Annotated in this window: 15 protein-coding genes; 11 read left to right on the top strand and 4 right to left on the bottom strand. The window is 61.0% G+C overall.

Going from position 1 to position 15,435, the window contains the following annotated elements; genetic code table 11:
• Positions 1-9: 9 nt before the first annotated feature.
• Both ACQRBV_RS11495 and ACQRBV_RS11490 read left to right on the top strand, forming a co-directional pair.
• Positions 10-411, top strand: coding sequence for a lysozyme inhibitor LprI family protein (locus tag ACQRBV_RS11495; protein WP_060753373.1), 402 nt, complete (start codon positions 10-12; stop codon positions 409-411).
• 40 nt (positions 412-451) lie between these two features.
• Positions 452-868, top strand: a complete 417-nt coding sequence (locus ACQRBV_RS11490) for a DUF3010 family protein (protein WP_411985349.1) — start codon at positions 452-454, stop codon at positions 866-868.
• 112 nt (positions 869-980) lie between these two features.
• Here ACQRBV_RS11490 and ACQRBV_RS11485 read toward each other — a convergent pair whose 3' ends face one another.
• Both ACQRBV_RS11485 and ACQRBV_RS11480 read right to left on the bottom strand, forming a co-directional pair.
• Positions 981-2,159: a hypothetical protein gene (locus tag ACQRBV_RS11485; protein ID WP_060753375.1), complete on the bottom strand. Its 1,179-nt coding sequence runs from the start codon at positions 2,157-2,159 to the stop codon at positions 981-983.
• A gap of 68 nt (positions 2,160-2,227) precedes the next feature.
• Positions 2,228-3,172, bottom strand: a complete 945-nt coding sequence (locus ACQRBV_RS11480; protein ID WP_411985348.1) for a GlxA family transcriptional regulator — start codon at positions 3,170-3,172, stop codon at positions 2,228-2,230.
• A 193-nt stretch (positions 3,173-3,365) separates the two neighbouring features.
• Between ACQRBV_RS11480 and ACQRBV_RS11475 the strand changes: the two genes are divergently transcribed.
• The 6 genes from ACQRBV_RS11475 (at position 3,366) to ACQRBV_RS11450 (ending at position 8,713) form a co-directional block, all read left to right on the top strand.
• Positions 3,366-4,310, top strand: a complete 945-nt coding sequence (locus tag ACQRBV_RS11475; protein WP_411985347.1) for a choline ABC transporter substrate-binding protein — start codon at positions 3,366-3,368, stop codon at positions 4,308-4,310.
• Between the two features lie 87 nt (positions 4,311-4,397).
• Positions 4,398-5,285 carry a 3-keto-5-aminohexanoate cleavage protein gene (locus ACQRBV_RS11470; RefSeq protein WP_060753377.1) on the top strand — a complete coding sequence of 296 codons (888 nt, stop codon included), beginning with the start codon at positions 4,398-4,400 and terminating at the stop codon, positions 5,283-5,285.
• Positions 5,286-5,442: 157 nt separating this feature from the next.
• Positions 5,443-6,408 (top strand): L-carnitine dehydrogenase, encoded by a 966-nt coding sequence (locus ACQRBV_RS11465; RefSeq protein ID WP_090368329.1) that lies wholly within the window; start codon positions 5,443-5,445, stop codon positions 6,406-6,408.
• A gap of 14 nt (positions 6,409-6,422) precedes the next feature.
• Positions 6,423-6,902, top strand: a complete 480-nt coding sequence (locus ACQRBV_RS11460; RefSeq protein WP_411985346.1) for a thioesterase family protein — start codon at positions 6,423-6,425, stop codon at positions 6,900-6,902.
• Positions 6,903-6,911: 9 nt separating this feature from the next.
• Complete coding sequence (locus tag ACQRBV_RS11455) at positions 6,912-8,072, top strand: gamma-butyrobetaine dioxygenase (RefSeq protein WP_060753380.1); 1,161 nt, start codon at positions 6,912-6,914, stop codon at positions 8,070-8,072.
• A 377-nt stretch (positions 8,073-8,449) separates the two neighbouring features.
• The gene (locus ACQRBV_RS11450) at positions 8,450-8,713 is read left to right on the top strand and encodes a hypothetical protein (RefSeq protein ID WP_060753381.1); all 264 of its coding nucleotides are present in this window, start codon (positions 8,450-8,452) and stop codon (positions 8,711-8,713) included.
• A gap of 128 nt (positions 8,714-8,841) precedes the next feature.
• On the opposite strand, the gene ACQRBV_RS11445 is transcribed toward ACQRBV_RS11450, so the two are convergent.
• Positions 8,842-9,945 (bottom strand): GlxA family transcriptional regulator, encoded by a 1,104-nt coding sequence (locus ACQRBV_RS11445; RefSeq protein ID WP_060753382.1) that lies wholly within the window; start codon positions 9,943-9,945, stop codon positions 8,842-8,844.
• Positions 9,946-10,402: 457 nt separating this feature from the next.
• Positions 10,403-11,779, bottom strand: a complete 1,377-nt coding sequence (locus tag ACQRBV_RS11440) for an L-serine ammonia-lyase (protein ID WP_060753383.1) — start codon at positions 11,777-11,779, stop codon at positions 10,403-10,405.
• Between the two features lie 415 nt (positions 11,780-12,194).
• Between ACQRBV_RS11440 and ACQRBV_RS11435 the strand changes: the two genes are divergently transcribed.
• The 3 genes from ACQRBV_RS11435 (at position 12,195) to choV (ending at position 15,232) form a co-directional block, all read left to right on the top strand.
• Positions 12,195-13,142 (top strand): choline ABC transporter substrate-binding protein, encoded by a 948-nt coding sequence (locus tag ACQRBV_RS11435; RefSeq protein ID WP_060753384.1) that lies wholly within the window; start codon positions 12,195-12,197, stop codon positions 13,140-13,142.
• A 69-nt stretch (positions 13,143-13,211) separates the two neighbouring features.
• Positions 13,212-14,057 carry a choline ABC transporter permease subunit gene (gene choW / locus ACQRBV_RS11430; RefSeq protein WP_017139374.1) on the top strand — a complete coding sequence of 282 codons (846 nt, stop codon included), beginning with the start codon at positions 13,212-13,214 and terminating at the stop codon, positions 14,055-14,057.
• On the top strand, positions 14,054-15,232 hold the full coding sequence (gene choV / locus ACQRBV_RS11425; protein ID WP_104994887.1) for a choline ABC transporter ATP-binding protein: 1,179 nt from the start codon (positions 14,054-14,056) through the stop codon (positions 15,230-15,232). The genes choW and choV overlap by 4 nt, the downstream gene beginning before the upstream one ends.
• Positions 15,233-15,435: the final 203 nt, after the last annotated feature.

Genomic DNA, 15,435 nt, shown 5'->3' with positions numbered 1-15,435 from the left:
GACGGCGCAATGAAATCGATTTTCCTGGCTTTGGCACTCATCGCAACCACCGCCCACGCGGCTGAAGACACCGACAACACGCCGTGCGATGGCATCGAAAACGACAAACAAACCCTGGAATGCGCTACTTTCAACAAAACCACTGCCGAGCAATTGCTCAAGGATAACTACCAGGGCCTGCTCGAACGCATGGGTTCGACCTATGGCAGCAACAAGACGCAGCTCGCCGACATTACCGCTCGTCTGAAGGACGCCCAGCAGAAATGGGAAAAGCTGCGTGACGCCGATTGCGCGGTGGACACTTTCCCGGCAGTGGCGGGCACCAAGGACTACGCCATCCAACACAATGATTGCCTGGCGCGCATGAGTGATGAGCGGTCGGAGTTTTTGGAGTCGATCGGCCAGGAATAAGCGACAATCCCTGCGACCTACCTTCTAGACAAGGCTATCCATGAAGACCTGCGGCATCGAAATCAAAGGCAGCGAAGCCATCATCGCCGTCGCCTCCCTGGACAACCAGGCGCTGAGCCACATCCCCTTGGCGACCAAGAAAATCGCGCTTGAAGACGATGAGGAGGCAGCCAACGTCAAGGCGTTCGCCGCCCAGGTGCAGGCCTTTGTGCGGGAAAACGCCATCACGCGCATCGCCATCAAGAAACGCAGCAAGAAAGGTGAATTTGCCGGCGGCCCGACCACGTTCAAGATCGAAGGGGTGTTTCAGTTGCTGGACGGGGCCGAGGTGACGCTGCTGTCGCCACAGACCCTCAATGCGCAGAACAAGAAGCACACTTTCGATCTGCCGGCGACGCTGAACAAATACCAGCATGAAGCCTACAAGGCGGCGTGCGCGGCACTGCTCAAGAAATAAACCCCATGTGGGAGGGGGCTTGCTCCCGATGGCGGACTGTCAGTCGATACATCTGTAGCTGACCCACCGCTATCGGGAGCAAGCCCCCTCCCACATCTACCCTGCGTTGTCTCTAGTTGGCTGTACGACTCCTGTGCTGCAGCCAATCTCCAAACGTTTTGTCTTCCAGCGCATAGCCGCCCCGGCTCGACTTCCACACCAGTTCCTTGTCGCGCAGGGCATCGATGCAGGCCTGAATCGTCTGGGTGCCCGGCACCACATCGCTGCCCATCGCCTCCAACGTCTTGCTGACCGCGGTAATCGTGGTGTCGGTAAAGGGTGCAAAGGGTTCATTGCTTTGCAAACGCTCCACCATCACCTGCAGCACCGCGCGCTGCGGGAGGGTCAGGGCGTTCCAGGCGCTTTCAAATTCGCTCCACACACCGGCGCGCAGCAATTCGGCGCGACTGTGCAGCAGTTGGCCCAGATTGCTCGCCGCGCCCAACTCCAGCGCCACTTCACCGATAATCGTGCGCAGCATCTCGGGGCGCCGGCCTACCAGCTCGAAGGCTTCATCAATATCGGCAGCATTAAATTGGTTGGTCTGGGCCAGGTGCGCGTTGAGGTGTGCGGTGTACGCCTGGGTGAACTCTTTACCCAGCAGCGGAAACGGCGTGATGCTCGACCCGAAAAACGGTTGGCTCTTGCCCAACACCAAATGGGCCAGCTTGTCGCGGTTGGAACCGGTGAACACCAGGAGCAAACCGCTGCCCTCCTCGTCACGGCCCTGGTTGAGTTGATCCCGGGCAGCCTTCAACGCGAACATCGCATTGAGGCCCGACTCACTGGTCAGCGCGTGCTGCGCCTCGTCGATCACCAGCACGACGGGTTTTTCTGCAGCGCTGTGGAGCAACTCCAGGGCCTGGGTCAGCGTCGCACCGGCAGGCAATTGTGGCTGGGTAAAGTCCCAGGACAGGGTACGCAGAAAGCTCAGTTTCTCGATGCCAATGTTCTTGGCCAGTTTACGGATGCCTTTTTCGTAGGGCGCCAGGGCCGCCGCAATAGCGCTGGCGATCAACTGCGCAGGGTCTTTCTCCTTGTCGGCCCACAGATCGACGTAGACGGCCAGCCAACCCCGCAACTGACACTCCGGGATCAGGTCTTCGCGCAAGAACGTACTTTTTCCGGTGCGTCGAGGGGCCGCGAGAAACAGCCCCGACGTGAAGTCCTGAATCCCCACCCCCACCAGTCCGTCGGCGATGCTGCTTGCCAGGGCGGGACGGCGAAACACAAAGCCGCTGTTCTTGGACATGCTTTTATACCCAATTATGGATTTAACTATAAATTATAGCCTTGAGTATAATTAACTATAATTGCCCGTCAAACCGCCTCCCGTCGCCGATCCTCCCGTGGACATTTCGCAAACCGCGCACGGTAGCTGCGGGTGAAATACGACGGCGACTCAAACCCGCAGGCAATGCTTACCTCCAACACACTCATACCGCTCTGGCGCAACAGCTGACGGGCCTTTTCCAGGCGCAGGCCGAGGTAGAAATTGCTCGGCGTATCATTCAAGTGCAAGCGAAACAGCCGCTCCAACTGCCGCCGGGTCACCTTGATCGCGTCGGCCAGGGCCAGGGTGCTCAGCGGCGGCTCCGTGTGTTGTTCCATCTCGCCGATCACGTGCACCAACTTCTTGTTGTTGATGCCGTAACGCGTGGCGATCTGCATGCGCTGGTGGTCTTTGCGTGGGCGGATACGGCCGAGCACGAACTGTTCGGACACCTGGATCGCCAGGTCAGGGCCATGGGCCTGGGCGATCAGGTCGAGCATCAGGTCGATGGAGGCCGTGCCTCCGGCGCAGGTAATGCGGCGCCGGTCGATCTCGAACAGTTCCTGGGTCACGCTCAAGTGTGGATACGATTCCTTGAAGGCGTCGATGGCCTCCCAGTGCAGGGTCAGGCGGTAGCCCTCGAGCAGGCCTGCTTCAGCGAGCACGCAGGCACCGGTATCGATGGCCCCGAGAGTCACGCCATCGTGGTCGAGACGGCGCAGCCAGTGCTCGAGTGCCGGCGTGGCGAACTGCAACGGTTCAAAGCCGGCGACCACCAGCAACGTCGCGCCTTTTTTCAGGGGTTCCAGCGCGGCGTCGGCATTCACCGACATGCCATTACTGGCCAGCACCGCGCCGCCATCGGCACTCAATACGTGCCAGCGGTACAGCTCGCCCCGAAAGCGGTTGGCCACCCGCAGCGGTTCCAGCGCGGAGATAAAGCCAATGGCCGAGAAACCCGGCATCAGCAAAAAGTAGAAATCCTGGGACATGGTGGCGCACTCGTCATACGGGCAGCGTGGCACTGTGATACTCCCGTTCATGCACGGATTCAAGGGGGCAGGTCGCTGCAGTGCAAGAGCTGGTCGCCGCCGTGCGCTTTGCCGCCCCCCGGCTTGCGTAACTTGGCCTCACGGCGCACAAGACGCCGGAACCCCACAATAACGACCTGCCGAGGGATCCACCATGAACCGACTGATCAGCCGCTGTGTGCTTGCACTCAGCGCCAGCGCCATCTTGAGCACGAACGTACTGGCTGCCGACGCGGCGTCTTGCCAGAACGTGCGCATGGGCGTGGTGAACTGGACCGACGTAATCGCCACCAGCGCCATGACCCAAGTGCTGCTCGACGGCCTCGGCTACAAGACCAAACAAACCAGCGCCTCCCAGCAAATCATCTTCGCCGGTATCCGCGACCAGCGCCTGGACCTGTTCCTGGGGTACTGGAACCCGCTGATGACCCAGACCATCACCCCATTCGTCGACGCCAAGCAAGTCAAGGTGCTCGAAAAGCCCAGCCTGGAAGATGCCCGCGCCACCCTCGCCGTGCCGACTTACCTGGCGGACAAGGGCCTGAAAACCTTCGCCGACATCGCCAAGTTCGAGAAAGAGCTGGGCGGCAAGATCTACGGCATCGAGCCAGGCTCGGGGGCCAATACCCAGATCAAAGCCATGATTGCCAAGAACCAGTTCGGCCTGGGTAAATTCCAGCTGGTGGAATCCAGCGAGGCCGGCATGCTCGCCGCCGTCGACCGGGCGGTACGCCGCAAGGAGGCTGTGGTGTTCTTCGGCTGGGCGCCGCACCCGATGAACGTCAACGTCGCCATGACCTACCTCACCGGCAGCGACGACGCCCTCGGCCCGAACGAAGGCATGGCCACGGTGTGGAGCGTGACTGCACCCAACTACGCCGAACAGTGCCCCAACGTTCACAAGCTGCTGACCAACCTGACCTTCACCGCCGCCGATGAGAGCCGAATGATGCAGCCGTTGCTGGACCATAAGGACCCCATCGAGTCCGCCAAGCAGTGGCTCAAGGACCACCCGCAAGACCAGGCGCGCTGGCTGGAGGGTGTCACCACCTTCGACGGCAAGCCGGCGGCGGCGAACCTGCAATTGACCAGTAAGTAAACCTGTTTCGAACACCGTTTCGCGGTCACTTCCGGCCGCGAGCGGCATCGCCACGCCCTTGAAATCACGCCTGTAAGGAACCGCCTCATGAACCACGACGTCATCATCACCTGCGCACTCACCGGTGCTGGCGACACGACCGCCAAAAGCCCGCACGTGCCGGTCACCCCCAAACAAATCGCCGCCGCGGCCGTTGAAGCCGCCAAGGCCGGCGCGACCGTGGTGCACTGCCACGTGCGTGACCCGCAAACCGGCAAGTTCAGCCGCGACGTCGCCCTGTATCGTGAAGTGATGGAGCGGATCCGTGAGGCCGACATCGACATTATCGTCAACCTCACCGCCGGCATGGGCGGCGACCTGGAAATCGGCGGCGGCGAAAGCCCGATGGACTTCGGCCCCAACACTGACCTGGTCGGCCCGCTGACCCGCCTGGCCCACGTGGAAGAGCTGCTGCCGGAAATCTGCACCCTGGACTGCGGCACCCTGAACTTTGGCGATGGCGACACTATTTACGTGTCCACTCCGGCGCAACTGCGTGCAGGCGCCAAACGCATCCAGGAGCTGGGCGTCAAGGCCGAACTGGAAATCTTCGACACCGGCCACCTGTGGTTCGCCAAGCAGATGATTAAAGAGGGCCTGCTCGACAACCCGCTGTTTCAACTGTGCCTGGGCATCCCATGGGGCGCACCGGCCGATACCACCACCATGAAAGCCATGGTCGACAACCTGCCGGCCGATGCGGTGTGGGCCGGCTTCGGCATCGGCCGCATGCAAATGCCCATGGCGGCGCAAGCGGTGCTGCTGGGCGGCAACGTACGGGTTGGCCTGGAAGACAACTTGTGGCTGGACAAAGGCGTGCTCGCCACCAACGGCCAACTGGTGGAGCGTGCAGGTGAAATCCTCAGCCGCCTGGGCGCACGGGTTCTGACCCCGGCTGAAGGTCGGGCAAAAATGGGCCTTGCCAAACGCCACTAATCAAACCTGTGGGAGGGGCGGTGCGACGATTCGACTTGCTCCCGATGGCGGTGGATCTGTTGCAGGGTTCGTTGACTGACTTACCGCTATCGGGAGCAAGTCGAATCGTCGCACCGCCCCTCCCACATGGATCACCCAATTCTTTAGGACGTCGCCAATGAGCTTTATCACTGAAATCAAAACCTTCGCCGCCCTGGGCAGTGGCGTCATCGGCAGCGGCTGGGTGTCCCGCGCCCTCGCCCACGGCCTGGATGTGGTGGCCTGGGACCCGGCGCCAGGCGCCGAAGCCGCCCTGCGCAAGCGCGTCGCCAATGCCTGGGGCGCCCTGGAGAAACAGGGCCTGGCACCGGGTGCGTCGCAGGACCGCCTGCGCTTTGTCGCCACCATTGAAGAGTGCGTCAAAGACGCCGACTTCATCCAGGAAAGCGCACCGGAACGGCTGGAGCTCAAGCTGGAGTTGCACAGCAAGATCAGCGCGGCGGCCAAGCCGAATGCGTTGATTGGTTCGAGCACGTCCGGCCTGTTGCCAAGTGAGTTCTACGAGGGCTCGACCCACCCTGAGCGGTGCGTGGTCGGTCACCCGTTCAACCCGGTTTACCTGTTGCCGCTGGTGGAAGTCGTTGGCGGCAAGAACACCGCGCCGCAAGCGATTCAAGCGGCCATCACGGTGTATGAGTCCCTCGGCATGCGCCCCTTGCACGTGCGCAAGGAAGTCCCCGGGTTTATCGCCGACCGCCTGCTCGAAGCGTTGTGGCGTGAGGCACTGCACCTGGTCAATGACGGCGTGGCCACCACCGGCGAGATCGACGACGCCATCCGCTTTGGCGCAGGCCTGCGCTGGTCGTTCATGGGCACCTTCCTCACCTACACCTTGGCGGGCGGCGATGCCGGGATGCGGCATTTCATGGCGCAGTTCGGCCCGGCGCTGCAATTGCCGTGGACCTACCTGCCGGCGCCGGAACTGACCGACAAGCTGATCGACGACGTGGTCGATGGCACCAGCGATCAACTGGGCAAACACAGCATTTCGGCGCTGGAGCGCTATCGTGATGACTGCCTGCTGGCGGTGCTGGAAGCGGTGAAAACCACCAAAGCCAAGCACGGCATGACTTTCGCCGAATAACGGGAGACCCTGACATGCCCGCACTGACCACCTACACCACCCAGGTCCACCCCGACTGGGTGGACTACAACGGCCACCTGCGCGACGCGTTCTACCTGCTGATCTTCAGCTACGCCACCGACGCGCTGATGGACACCCTGGGCTTGACCTGCGAAAACCGCGAAGCCAGCGGCCATTCGCTGTTCACCCTGGAGCTGCACCTGAACTACCTGCACGAAGTGAAACTCGGTGCCGAGGTGCAAGTGCACACCCAACTGATCGCGCATGACGCCAAGCGCCTGCATCTCTATCACAGCCTGCATGAGGTGGGCGATGCGAAGGAGCTGGCGGGCAACGAACAGATGCTGTTGCACGTCGATCTGGCGGGGCCGAGTGCGACGCCGTTCACCGAGGCCACGCTGGAAAAACTCGCCGCCATCCTGGCCGAACAGGCCGACCTGCCGCGCCCTGCCCTGCTCGGCCGAGTGATTGGATTGCCACCCAGAAAACCATAAGGAGCCGCCATGCAAACCGCCGCCGCTGTTGCCGATTTCCGTACCTACCCGAAGATCTGCGACCTCGCGCAGGTGCAGGTGCAGGCCGATCAGCTCCTTGTGCAGTGGGCCGATGGGCGGGTCAGCCCGTTTCATCATCAGTGGCTGCGGGACAACTGCCCGTGCCCGGAATGCGTGTACAGCGTGACCCGCGAGCAGGTGCTTGAGATCGTCGATGTGGATGCCGACCTCAGTGCGACCTTTGCACGCATCGATCAAGGCAACCTGAGCGTGGAATGGAGCGGCGGCCACCACAGCCGGTACGATCCCGGCTGGCTGCGGGCGCACGCCTATGACGATGAATCCCGTGCTGAACGGCGTGCGGCAAAACCCAAGCCCCGGCTATGGGACAGTCAGTTGCAGTTACCGGTTTTCGACTATTCGGCAGTCATGGAAGACGCCAACGCGCTGCTGCAATGGCTGCTGGCCCTGCGCGATGGCGGCCTCACCCAAATCCGCGGCGTCCCCACCGAGCCCGGCTCCCTCGCGCTGGTCGCCAGGCGTATTGCGTTTATCCGCGAGAGTAACTTTGGCGTGCTGTTCAACGTGCAATCCAAAGCCGATGCCGACAGCAATGCCTACACGGCTTTCAACCTGCCGCTGCACAGCGATTTGCCTACGCGGGAGCTGCAACCGGGGCTGCAATTGCTGCATTGCCTGGTGAACGATGCCAACGGCGGCGAGAGCATTTTTGTCGATGGGTTCGCCATCGCCAGCGCCTTGCGTCAGGAGGATCCCGAAGCGTTCCAGGCACTGTGTGAAATCCCGGTGGAGTTTCGCAACAAGGACCGTCACAGCGACTATCGCCGCCTGGCGCCGATCATTGCACTGGATGCCATGGGTGATGTGGCGGAGATCCGCATGGCCAACTTTTTGCGTGGCCCGTTCGAGACCAGCGTTGCCCGGATGCCGTTGCTGTATCGCGCGTATCGACGCTTTATCGGCATGACGCGCGAGGCGCGTTTTCGCCTGGTAAAGCGCCTGAATCCGGGGGAGCTGTGGTGCTTCGACAACCGCCGCACCCTGCATGCGCGCAATGCTTTTGACCCTGGGTCGGGAGCGCGGCATTTCCAGGGGTGCTACATCGACCGGGATGAGTTGCTCTCCAGGATTCTGGTGTTGCAGCGGTAGACCGCAGCGCGGCCTTCGCGAGCAAGCCCGCTCCCACATTTGACCGAGTTCCGCCTTTGGAATGCAATCAAGTGTGGGAGCGGGCTTGCTCGCGAAGAAGCCGGCGCAGTCACTCCAGATTCCAGACAAAAAAAGCCCCGATCCAGCCGTGACTGGATCGGGGCAGAGCGCTTGGTGTGAGCGTGACATCCCGAGGGTGACCAAACCTTCAAGGTGTGTGCCTGGTGCCCAGTGTGCCTATTCCTTCCATCAGCAAATGGCCCGAAAACGACCTGTCCATAGCCATCTGAGTCATTCGTGGATTCTGCCCTTGCCGACCGGTCGTTGGCCTACCAGAATCCCAATCGACCCCCGCTCTCTACACCAGGATGAATGTCATGATGCACGCGGATTTGATTGACCAGGATGACCTGCTGGGCCACCTGCGCTCGCTGGGTTTTGAAGTGTCCAGCGGTGCCACCGCCGAGCAGGCCTGCGAGTGCGCAGTACGCGGCCTGAGCCCGGCGCGGGCTAAGGCACTCAAGGGCATGGTGGAGCAGATGTACACCGGCAGCGCGACGATTCTGCCGGCCGTTCGCCAGGCGATCGACAAGCAGCTGTTACCGGCTCTGATGCAGTTCAAGCAGAACTCCGGCGCCTGAGGCGCCGCTGATCGGGAGCAAGTCGAATCGTCGCACCGCCCCTCCCACACTGACTGTGTTTACACATCCAGATGTGTGAATGCGGTCAAATGTGGGAGGGGGCTTGCTCCCGATAGCAGCACCTCGGACTAGAGCCTCACACTGGCAAAAGTCGACTCATTCCGAGCCTGGCTCAACGCCGACATCGGCCCCGACAACGGTGACAATACCAGCGCCTGCGGAATCGGCATCATCGCCACCTGCTGGGTGGTGTTGGAGCCCACACGCTCATCCCGTGGCGGAATGCCGAAGTATTCGCGATAGCACTTGGAGAAGTGCGGCGTGGAGACGAACCCGCACACCGACGCCACTTCGATGATCGACATCGGCGTTTGCTTGAGCAACTGTCGCGCACGAATCAGGCGCAGCTTGAGGTAGTAGCGCGACGGCGAGCAGTGCAGGTATTTCTGGAACAGCCGCTCCAGTTGGCGACGCGATACGGCCACGTACACCGCAAGTTCATCCAGGTCGATCGGCTCTTCGAGGTTGGCCTCCATCAGCGCGACGATTTCCTGCAGCTTCGGCTGGTTGGTACCGAGCATGTGCTTGAGCGGCACACGCTGGTGGTCCTGTTCGTTGCGGATGCGTTCATACACAAACATTTCGGAGATCGCGGCCGACAGCTCACGGCCGTGATCGCGGCTGATCAGGTGCAGCATCATGTCCAGCGGTGCGGTGCCGCCGGAGCTGGTGAAGCGGTTACGGTCGAGGGTGAACAACCGGGTGCTCATCGACACGCGAGGGAAGGCTTCCTGCATCGACGCCAGGCATTCCCAGTGCACGCTGCAATCGAAACCGTCGAGCAGACCGGCGCAGGCCAGTGCCCAACTGCCGGTGCACACCGCGCCGAGGCGACGGGACTGGCGCGCCTGGCTCTGCAGCCACGACACGTGCTCACGGGTCACGGTACGCTGGATACCCACGCCGCCGCACACGATCACCGTGTCCAGGGCCGGGGCTTTGTGCATGGCGGCGTCAGGGGTGATTTGCAGACCGTCGCTGGCCCACACCTGGTTTCCGTCGACACTCAGGGTCGTCCAGCGATACAGCTCGCGGCCGGACAGCTGGTTGGCCATACGCAGTGGTTCCACTGCTGAAGCCAGGGAAATCAGCGTGAAATTGTCCAGCAGCAAAAAGCCGATGGATTGAGGCGCGCGGTTCTGGGGTTGAGCCCCGGAGTTGAACGACGTCATCGCAGTATCTCCTCACACAAAGCGGGTGATGGCCTCAGGCGAGGCTCTTGTTATTGCGCTCTTCATCCGGCAAGGCGAGAGGCTTTGAATGGGTAGAGCAAATGCCGTGCCTAAAATTGAATGGCCATTCAATAACTCCTGAAAACGACCTGATGACGCGTCTATATAAGCCCGCGCGGTATGTACGGGATATGACCTGAAACAAACGTAGGAACGGCCCTACTCAAGGGCTGTGAGCAGAACGGTAGCACTTGTGGGAAGGCGCTTTGGGGGCGTAGGGAAAGTCTGTCACCGCAAGCACGGATGACCAGTGGTCAAGCGGCAAATCGTTCGCAAGCTACTTATCTATTTGCGACGCTCTAAAAGGTGGCGCTTTTGGTCCGGGTGTTCACTTTATGAGCAGTGGTGCCTGGGTGATTGCTATCGGGGGCAAGCCCCCGATACAGGCGACACGGTCTCAGCACTCAACCGCGCTGACCGCCAACCCACCCCGCGATGTTTCTTTGTACTTGTCATGCATATCTGCGCCGGTGTCGCGCATGGTGCGGATCACCCGATCCAGGGAGATAAAGTGCTGGCCATCCCCGCGCAGCGCCATTTGTGCCGCATTGATTGCTTTCACCGCCGCAATCGCATTGCGCTCGATGCACGGCACCTGGACCAGCCCGCCCACCGGATCGCAGGTCAGGCCGAGGTTATGTTCCAGGCCAATTTCGGCCGCGTTGCATAACTGTTCCGGCGTGGCGCCCAGGATCTCGGCCAACCCGGCGGCAGCCATCGCACAGGCCGAGCCGACTTCGCCCTGGCAACCGACTTCGGCCCCGGAGATCGATGCGTTCTTTTTACACAGAATCCCCACCGCCGCCGCGCCGAGCAAATAGTCGACCACGTTGGCTTCGGTGACGTCTTCGCTGAACTTCATAAAATAGTGCAGCACCGCTGGGATGATCCCTGCCGCGCCGTTGGTGGGTGCGGTGACCATGCGCCCACCGGCGGCGTTTTCTTCGTTGACCGCCAGGGCGAACAGGTTGACCCACTCCATGGCGCTCAAGGTCGAGCCGATCACATTGGGCTTGTTCAGCTCCTGCAAACTGCGGTGCAACTTGGCAGCGCGGCGGCGCACGTTGAGGCCGCCGGGCAAGATACCTTCGTGCTTGAGGCCCTGCTCCACGCAGTCTTGCATGGCACGCCAAAGCTTCATCAGGCCACTGCGGATTTCCTCTTCGGAGCGCCAGACCCTTTCATTGGCCATCATCAACTCGGCCACACGCAAGTTGTGGCTCTTGCACAACTGCAACAGCTCCACCGCGCTGGAAAAATCATACGGCAGCTCGGTGCGGTCCATGTCGGCTACACCGCTTTGCGCCTGGGCTTCGTCCACCACAAAACCGCCACCGACCGAATAGTAGGTGTCGCGGTACAGCTCACCGTCATCGCCGAACACCACCAACGTCATCGCGTTGGGATGGAACGGCAGGTTTTCGTCGAGCAGGCGCATATCGCGAGCCCAGATGAAAGGCACCGGCAGGCGCCCGTCGAGCAACAGGGTGTCGGTTTCGCGCAGGGTATGGATGCGCACACCGATTTGCGACGGGTCGATTGCGTCAGGCCATTCGCCCATCAACCCCATGATGGTGGCGGTGTCGCTGCCGTGGCCGATACCGGTGGCCGACAACGAGCCGTATAGTTGAACCTCGACGCGCCGCACCTGCTCCAGCAGGTCGCGCTCACGCAGTGCTTGAACAAACAACGCCGCGGCGCGCATGGGGCCGACGGTGTGCGAACTCGAAGGCCCGATGCCGATCTTGAACAAGTCGAAAACGCTGATAGCCATTGCCGTGGAACCTCTTGATGAGCACAGGCCGGGCGACCAGGAGCTGCTACGCTCAAGTCGCCTGAATGGCGGCATCATCAAGCTTTTTTTGCCGTCCACGGCGTCTCACACCGACGTACCCATGCTCACCAGCGTCGCCCCCGGGCAACGGGCTATTTTGGCCGTTTTTTGCGGTGCAGATCGCTGGAAACCCTGGATTTGAGGCTTAAAAAATCTGTAAGCGACGTCACCGACACTGGATACGACCCTCCCTGTACTGGATACGACGCGCCCTGTAGGCGTCAGATTTTCACTGGTACATGATCAGTCTCGACTCGTTTGCAAGGCCCCGTGGCGCCGCCTCAAAGCACGCTCCAACCGCAACCCTTATAAAGCGCGGCGAATGCCGTCAGAAAAAACACAGGAGTCTAGCCCCATGAAAGCTTCACCCTCGTTGTTGTTGGCCGCCATGCTGAGTCTGCCAGTCCTGGCGCACGCTGCAGAACCGGCCCAATGTCAGACCGTCAACTTCTCCGATGTCGGCTGGACCGACATCACCGTCACGACCGCGACCACCAGCGAAATCCTCAAGGGCCTGGGCTACAAGCCGCGCACCACGATGATTTCGGTACCAGTGACCTACAAGTCCCTGGCTGACGGCAAGAACATGGACGTCTTCCTCGGCAACTGGATGCCGACCATGGAAAACGACATCAAGCAGTACCGTGATGCCGGCACCGTGGAAACCGTACGTGCCAACCTGGAAAACGCCAAGTACACCCTCGCCGTGCCCGAAGAGCTGTACAACAAGGGCCTGAAAGACTTCGCCGACATCGCCAAATTCAAGGATGAGCTGGGTGGCAAGATCTACGGCATCGAACCGGGCAACGACGGCAACCGCACCATTCAGACCCTGATCGACAAGAACCAGTTTGGTTTGAAAGACGCGGGCTTCAAGGTCGTGGAGTCCAGCGAAGCCGGGATGCTTTCCCAGGTTGAACGCGCCACCAAGCGCGGCCAGCCCATCGTGTTCCTCGGCTGGGAACCCCACCCGATGAACACCCGCTTCAAGATCAAGTACCTGACCGGGGGTGATGACTCATTCGGCCCCAACTACGGCCAGGCCACTATCTATACCAACACCCGCAAGGGCTACACCCAGGAATGCAGCAACGTGGGTCAGTTGCTGAAGAACCTGTCGTTCACGCTGAACATGGAAAGCTCGCTGATGGGCAACGTCCTGGACGACAAAATGAAGCCCGACGCCGCGGCGAAAGCCTGGCTGCAGAAGAACCCGCAAGTGCTTGAAACCTGGCTTGCCGGCGTAACCACCGTGGACGGCAAACCAGGCCTGGAGGCCGTAAAAGCTTATCTCGCCAAGTAGTCACCGCTGACCCCGGGCCGGTGCGCTGGCCCGGGATGTTTTCCCCTTCGCATGTGGACATTCACTACCATGCTGACTGAACAGAAAATCCCACTAGGCCAGTACATCGCTGCCTTCGTCGAATGGTTGACCAAACATGGCGCCAACTATTTCGACGCAATCGCATCGACACTGGAAACGATGATCCACGGCGTGACGTTTGCGCTGACCTGGTTCAATCCGCTGGCATTGATCGGTCTGATTGCGCTACTCGCTCACTTTATTCAACGCAAATGGGGCCTGACCGTTTTTGTCATCGCCTCCTTCCTGCTGATCCTGAACCTGGGGTACTGGCAGGAAACCATGGAAACCCTCGCGCAGGTGTTGTTCGCCACCCTGGTCTGCGTGGTCATCGGCGTGCCGCTGGGCATTGTTGCCGCGCACAAGCCGCTGTTCTACACCATGATGCGGCCGGTACTCGATCTGATGCAGACCGTGCCGACCTTCGTCTACCTCATCCCGACCCTGACCCTCTTCGGGCTGGGTGTGGTGCCCGGTTTGATCTCCACGGTGGTGTTCGCGATTGCCGCGCCTATCCGCCTGACCTATCTGGGTATCCGCGATGTACCGCAAGAGTTGATGGACGCAGGCAAGGCCTTTGGCTGCTCGCGCCGTCAGTTGCTCTCGCGCATTGAACTGCCCCACGCCATGCCGAGCATTGCCGCCGGCATTACCCAATGCATCATGCTGTCGCTGTCGATGGTGGTGATCGCGGCCCTGGTAGGCGCCGACGGCCTCGGCAAACCGGTGGTCAACGCGCTGAATACCGCCGACATCGCCCTGGGCTTTGAAGCGGGCCTGGCGATCGTATTGCTGGCCATCATGCTCGACCGCATCTGCAAACAACCCGACGCTAAAGTAGGGGGTGATGCATGAGCATTATCCGATTCGACAATGTCGACGTGATCTTCTCCAAAGACCCACGCGAAGCGCTCAAGCTGCTGGACCAGGGCATGAGCCGTAACGAGATCCTGAAAAAGACCGGGCAGATTGTCGGCGTTGAAAAAGCCAGCCTGGACATCGAGAAAGGCGAGATCTGCGTACTGATGGGCCTGTCGGGCTCCGGTAAATCGAGCTTGCTGCGCTGCATCAATGGCCTCAACACCGTCAGCCGTGGCCAACTGTTCGTGGAACATGAAGGGCGCCAGATCGATATCGCGTCCTGCACGCCTGCCGAGCTGAAAATGATGCGCACCAAGCGCATCGCCATGGTGTTCCAGAAGTTCGCGCTGATGCCCTGGCTGACGGTGCGCGAGAACATCAGCTTCGGCCTTGAGATGCAGGGTCGCCCGGAAAAAGACCGCCGCAAGCTGGTCGACGACAAGCTCGAACTGGTGGGCCTGAGCCAATGGCGCAACAAGAAGCCTGACGAGCTGTCCGGTGGCATGCAGCAACGCGTCGGCCTGGCCCGCGCACTGGCCATGGACGCCGACATCCTGCTGATGGACGAACCGTTCTCCGCCCTCGACCCGTTGATTCGCCAGGGGCTGCAGGATGAACTGCTGGAACTGCAACGCAAGCTGAGCAAGACCATCGTGTTCGTCAGCCACGACCTGGACGAGGCGCTCAAGCTGGGCAGCCGTATCGCAATCATGAAAGACGGCAAAATCATCCAGTACAGCGTGCCGGAAGAGATCGTGCTGAACCCGGCGGATGACTATGTGCGCACATTCGTCGCCCATACCAACCCGCTGAACGTACTGTGCGGCCGCAGCCTGATGCGCACCCTGGACAACTGCAAGCGTATCAACGGTTCAGTGTGCCTGGACCCGGGCGGTGATTCCTGGCTGGACCTGGCCGAAGGCAACACCATCAAGGGCGCACGCCAGAATGGCGTGGCCATGAACCTGCAGAACTGGGCGCCGGGGCAAGCAGTGGAAGGTCTGGCGCGGGTGCCGACACTGGTGGATTCGAACATCGGCATGCGTGATGCGCTGCAGATTCGTTATCAGACCGGCAACAAACTGGTGTTGCATGACAACAACCAGGTGGTAGGGATTCTGGGCGACAGTGAGCTCTACCACGCCCTCCTGGGCAAAAACCTGGGCTAGCAACATGATCGTTCCCACGCTCTGCGTGGGAATACATCCGGTGACGCTCCGCGTCACGCCTTCAAGAGCAGACGCGGAGCGTCCATGGCTACATTCCCACGCGGAGCGTGGGAACGAGCATTCAGCGGCTAGCTGTAGACACGGCCAAGGAGTTGCCGATGGCTTTCAAACTGGTCGAGCACATCCCGGGTGATCTGCTCCTG

The sequence above is a fragment of the Pseudomonas sp. R11F genome (genome assembly GCF_050312575.1).
Classification (GTDB): domain Bacteria; phylum Pseudomonadota; class Gammaproteobacteria; order Pseudomonadales; family Pseudomonadaceae; genus Aquipseudomonas; species Aquipseudomonas palleroniana.
The sequence above is the reverse complement of the archived record's forward strand: the minus strand, read 5'-3'. Positions and strand labels throughout refer to the sequence as shown.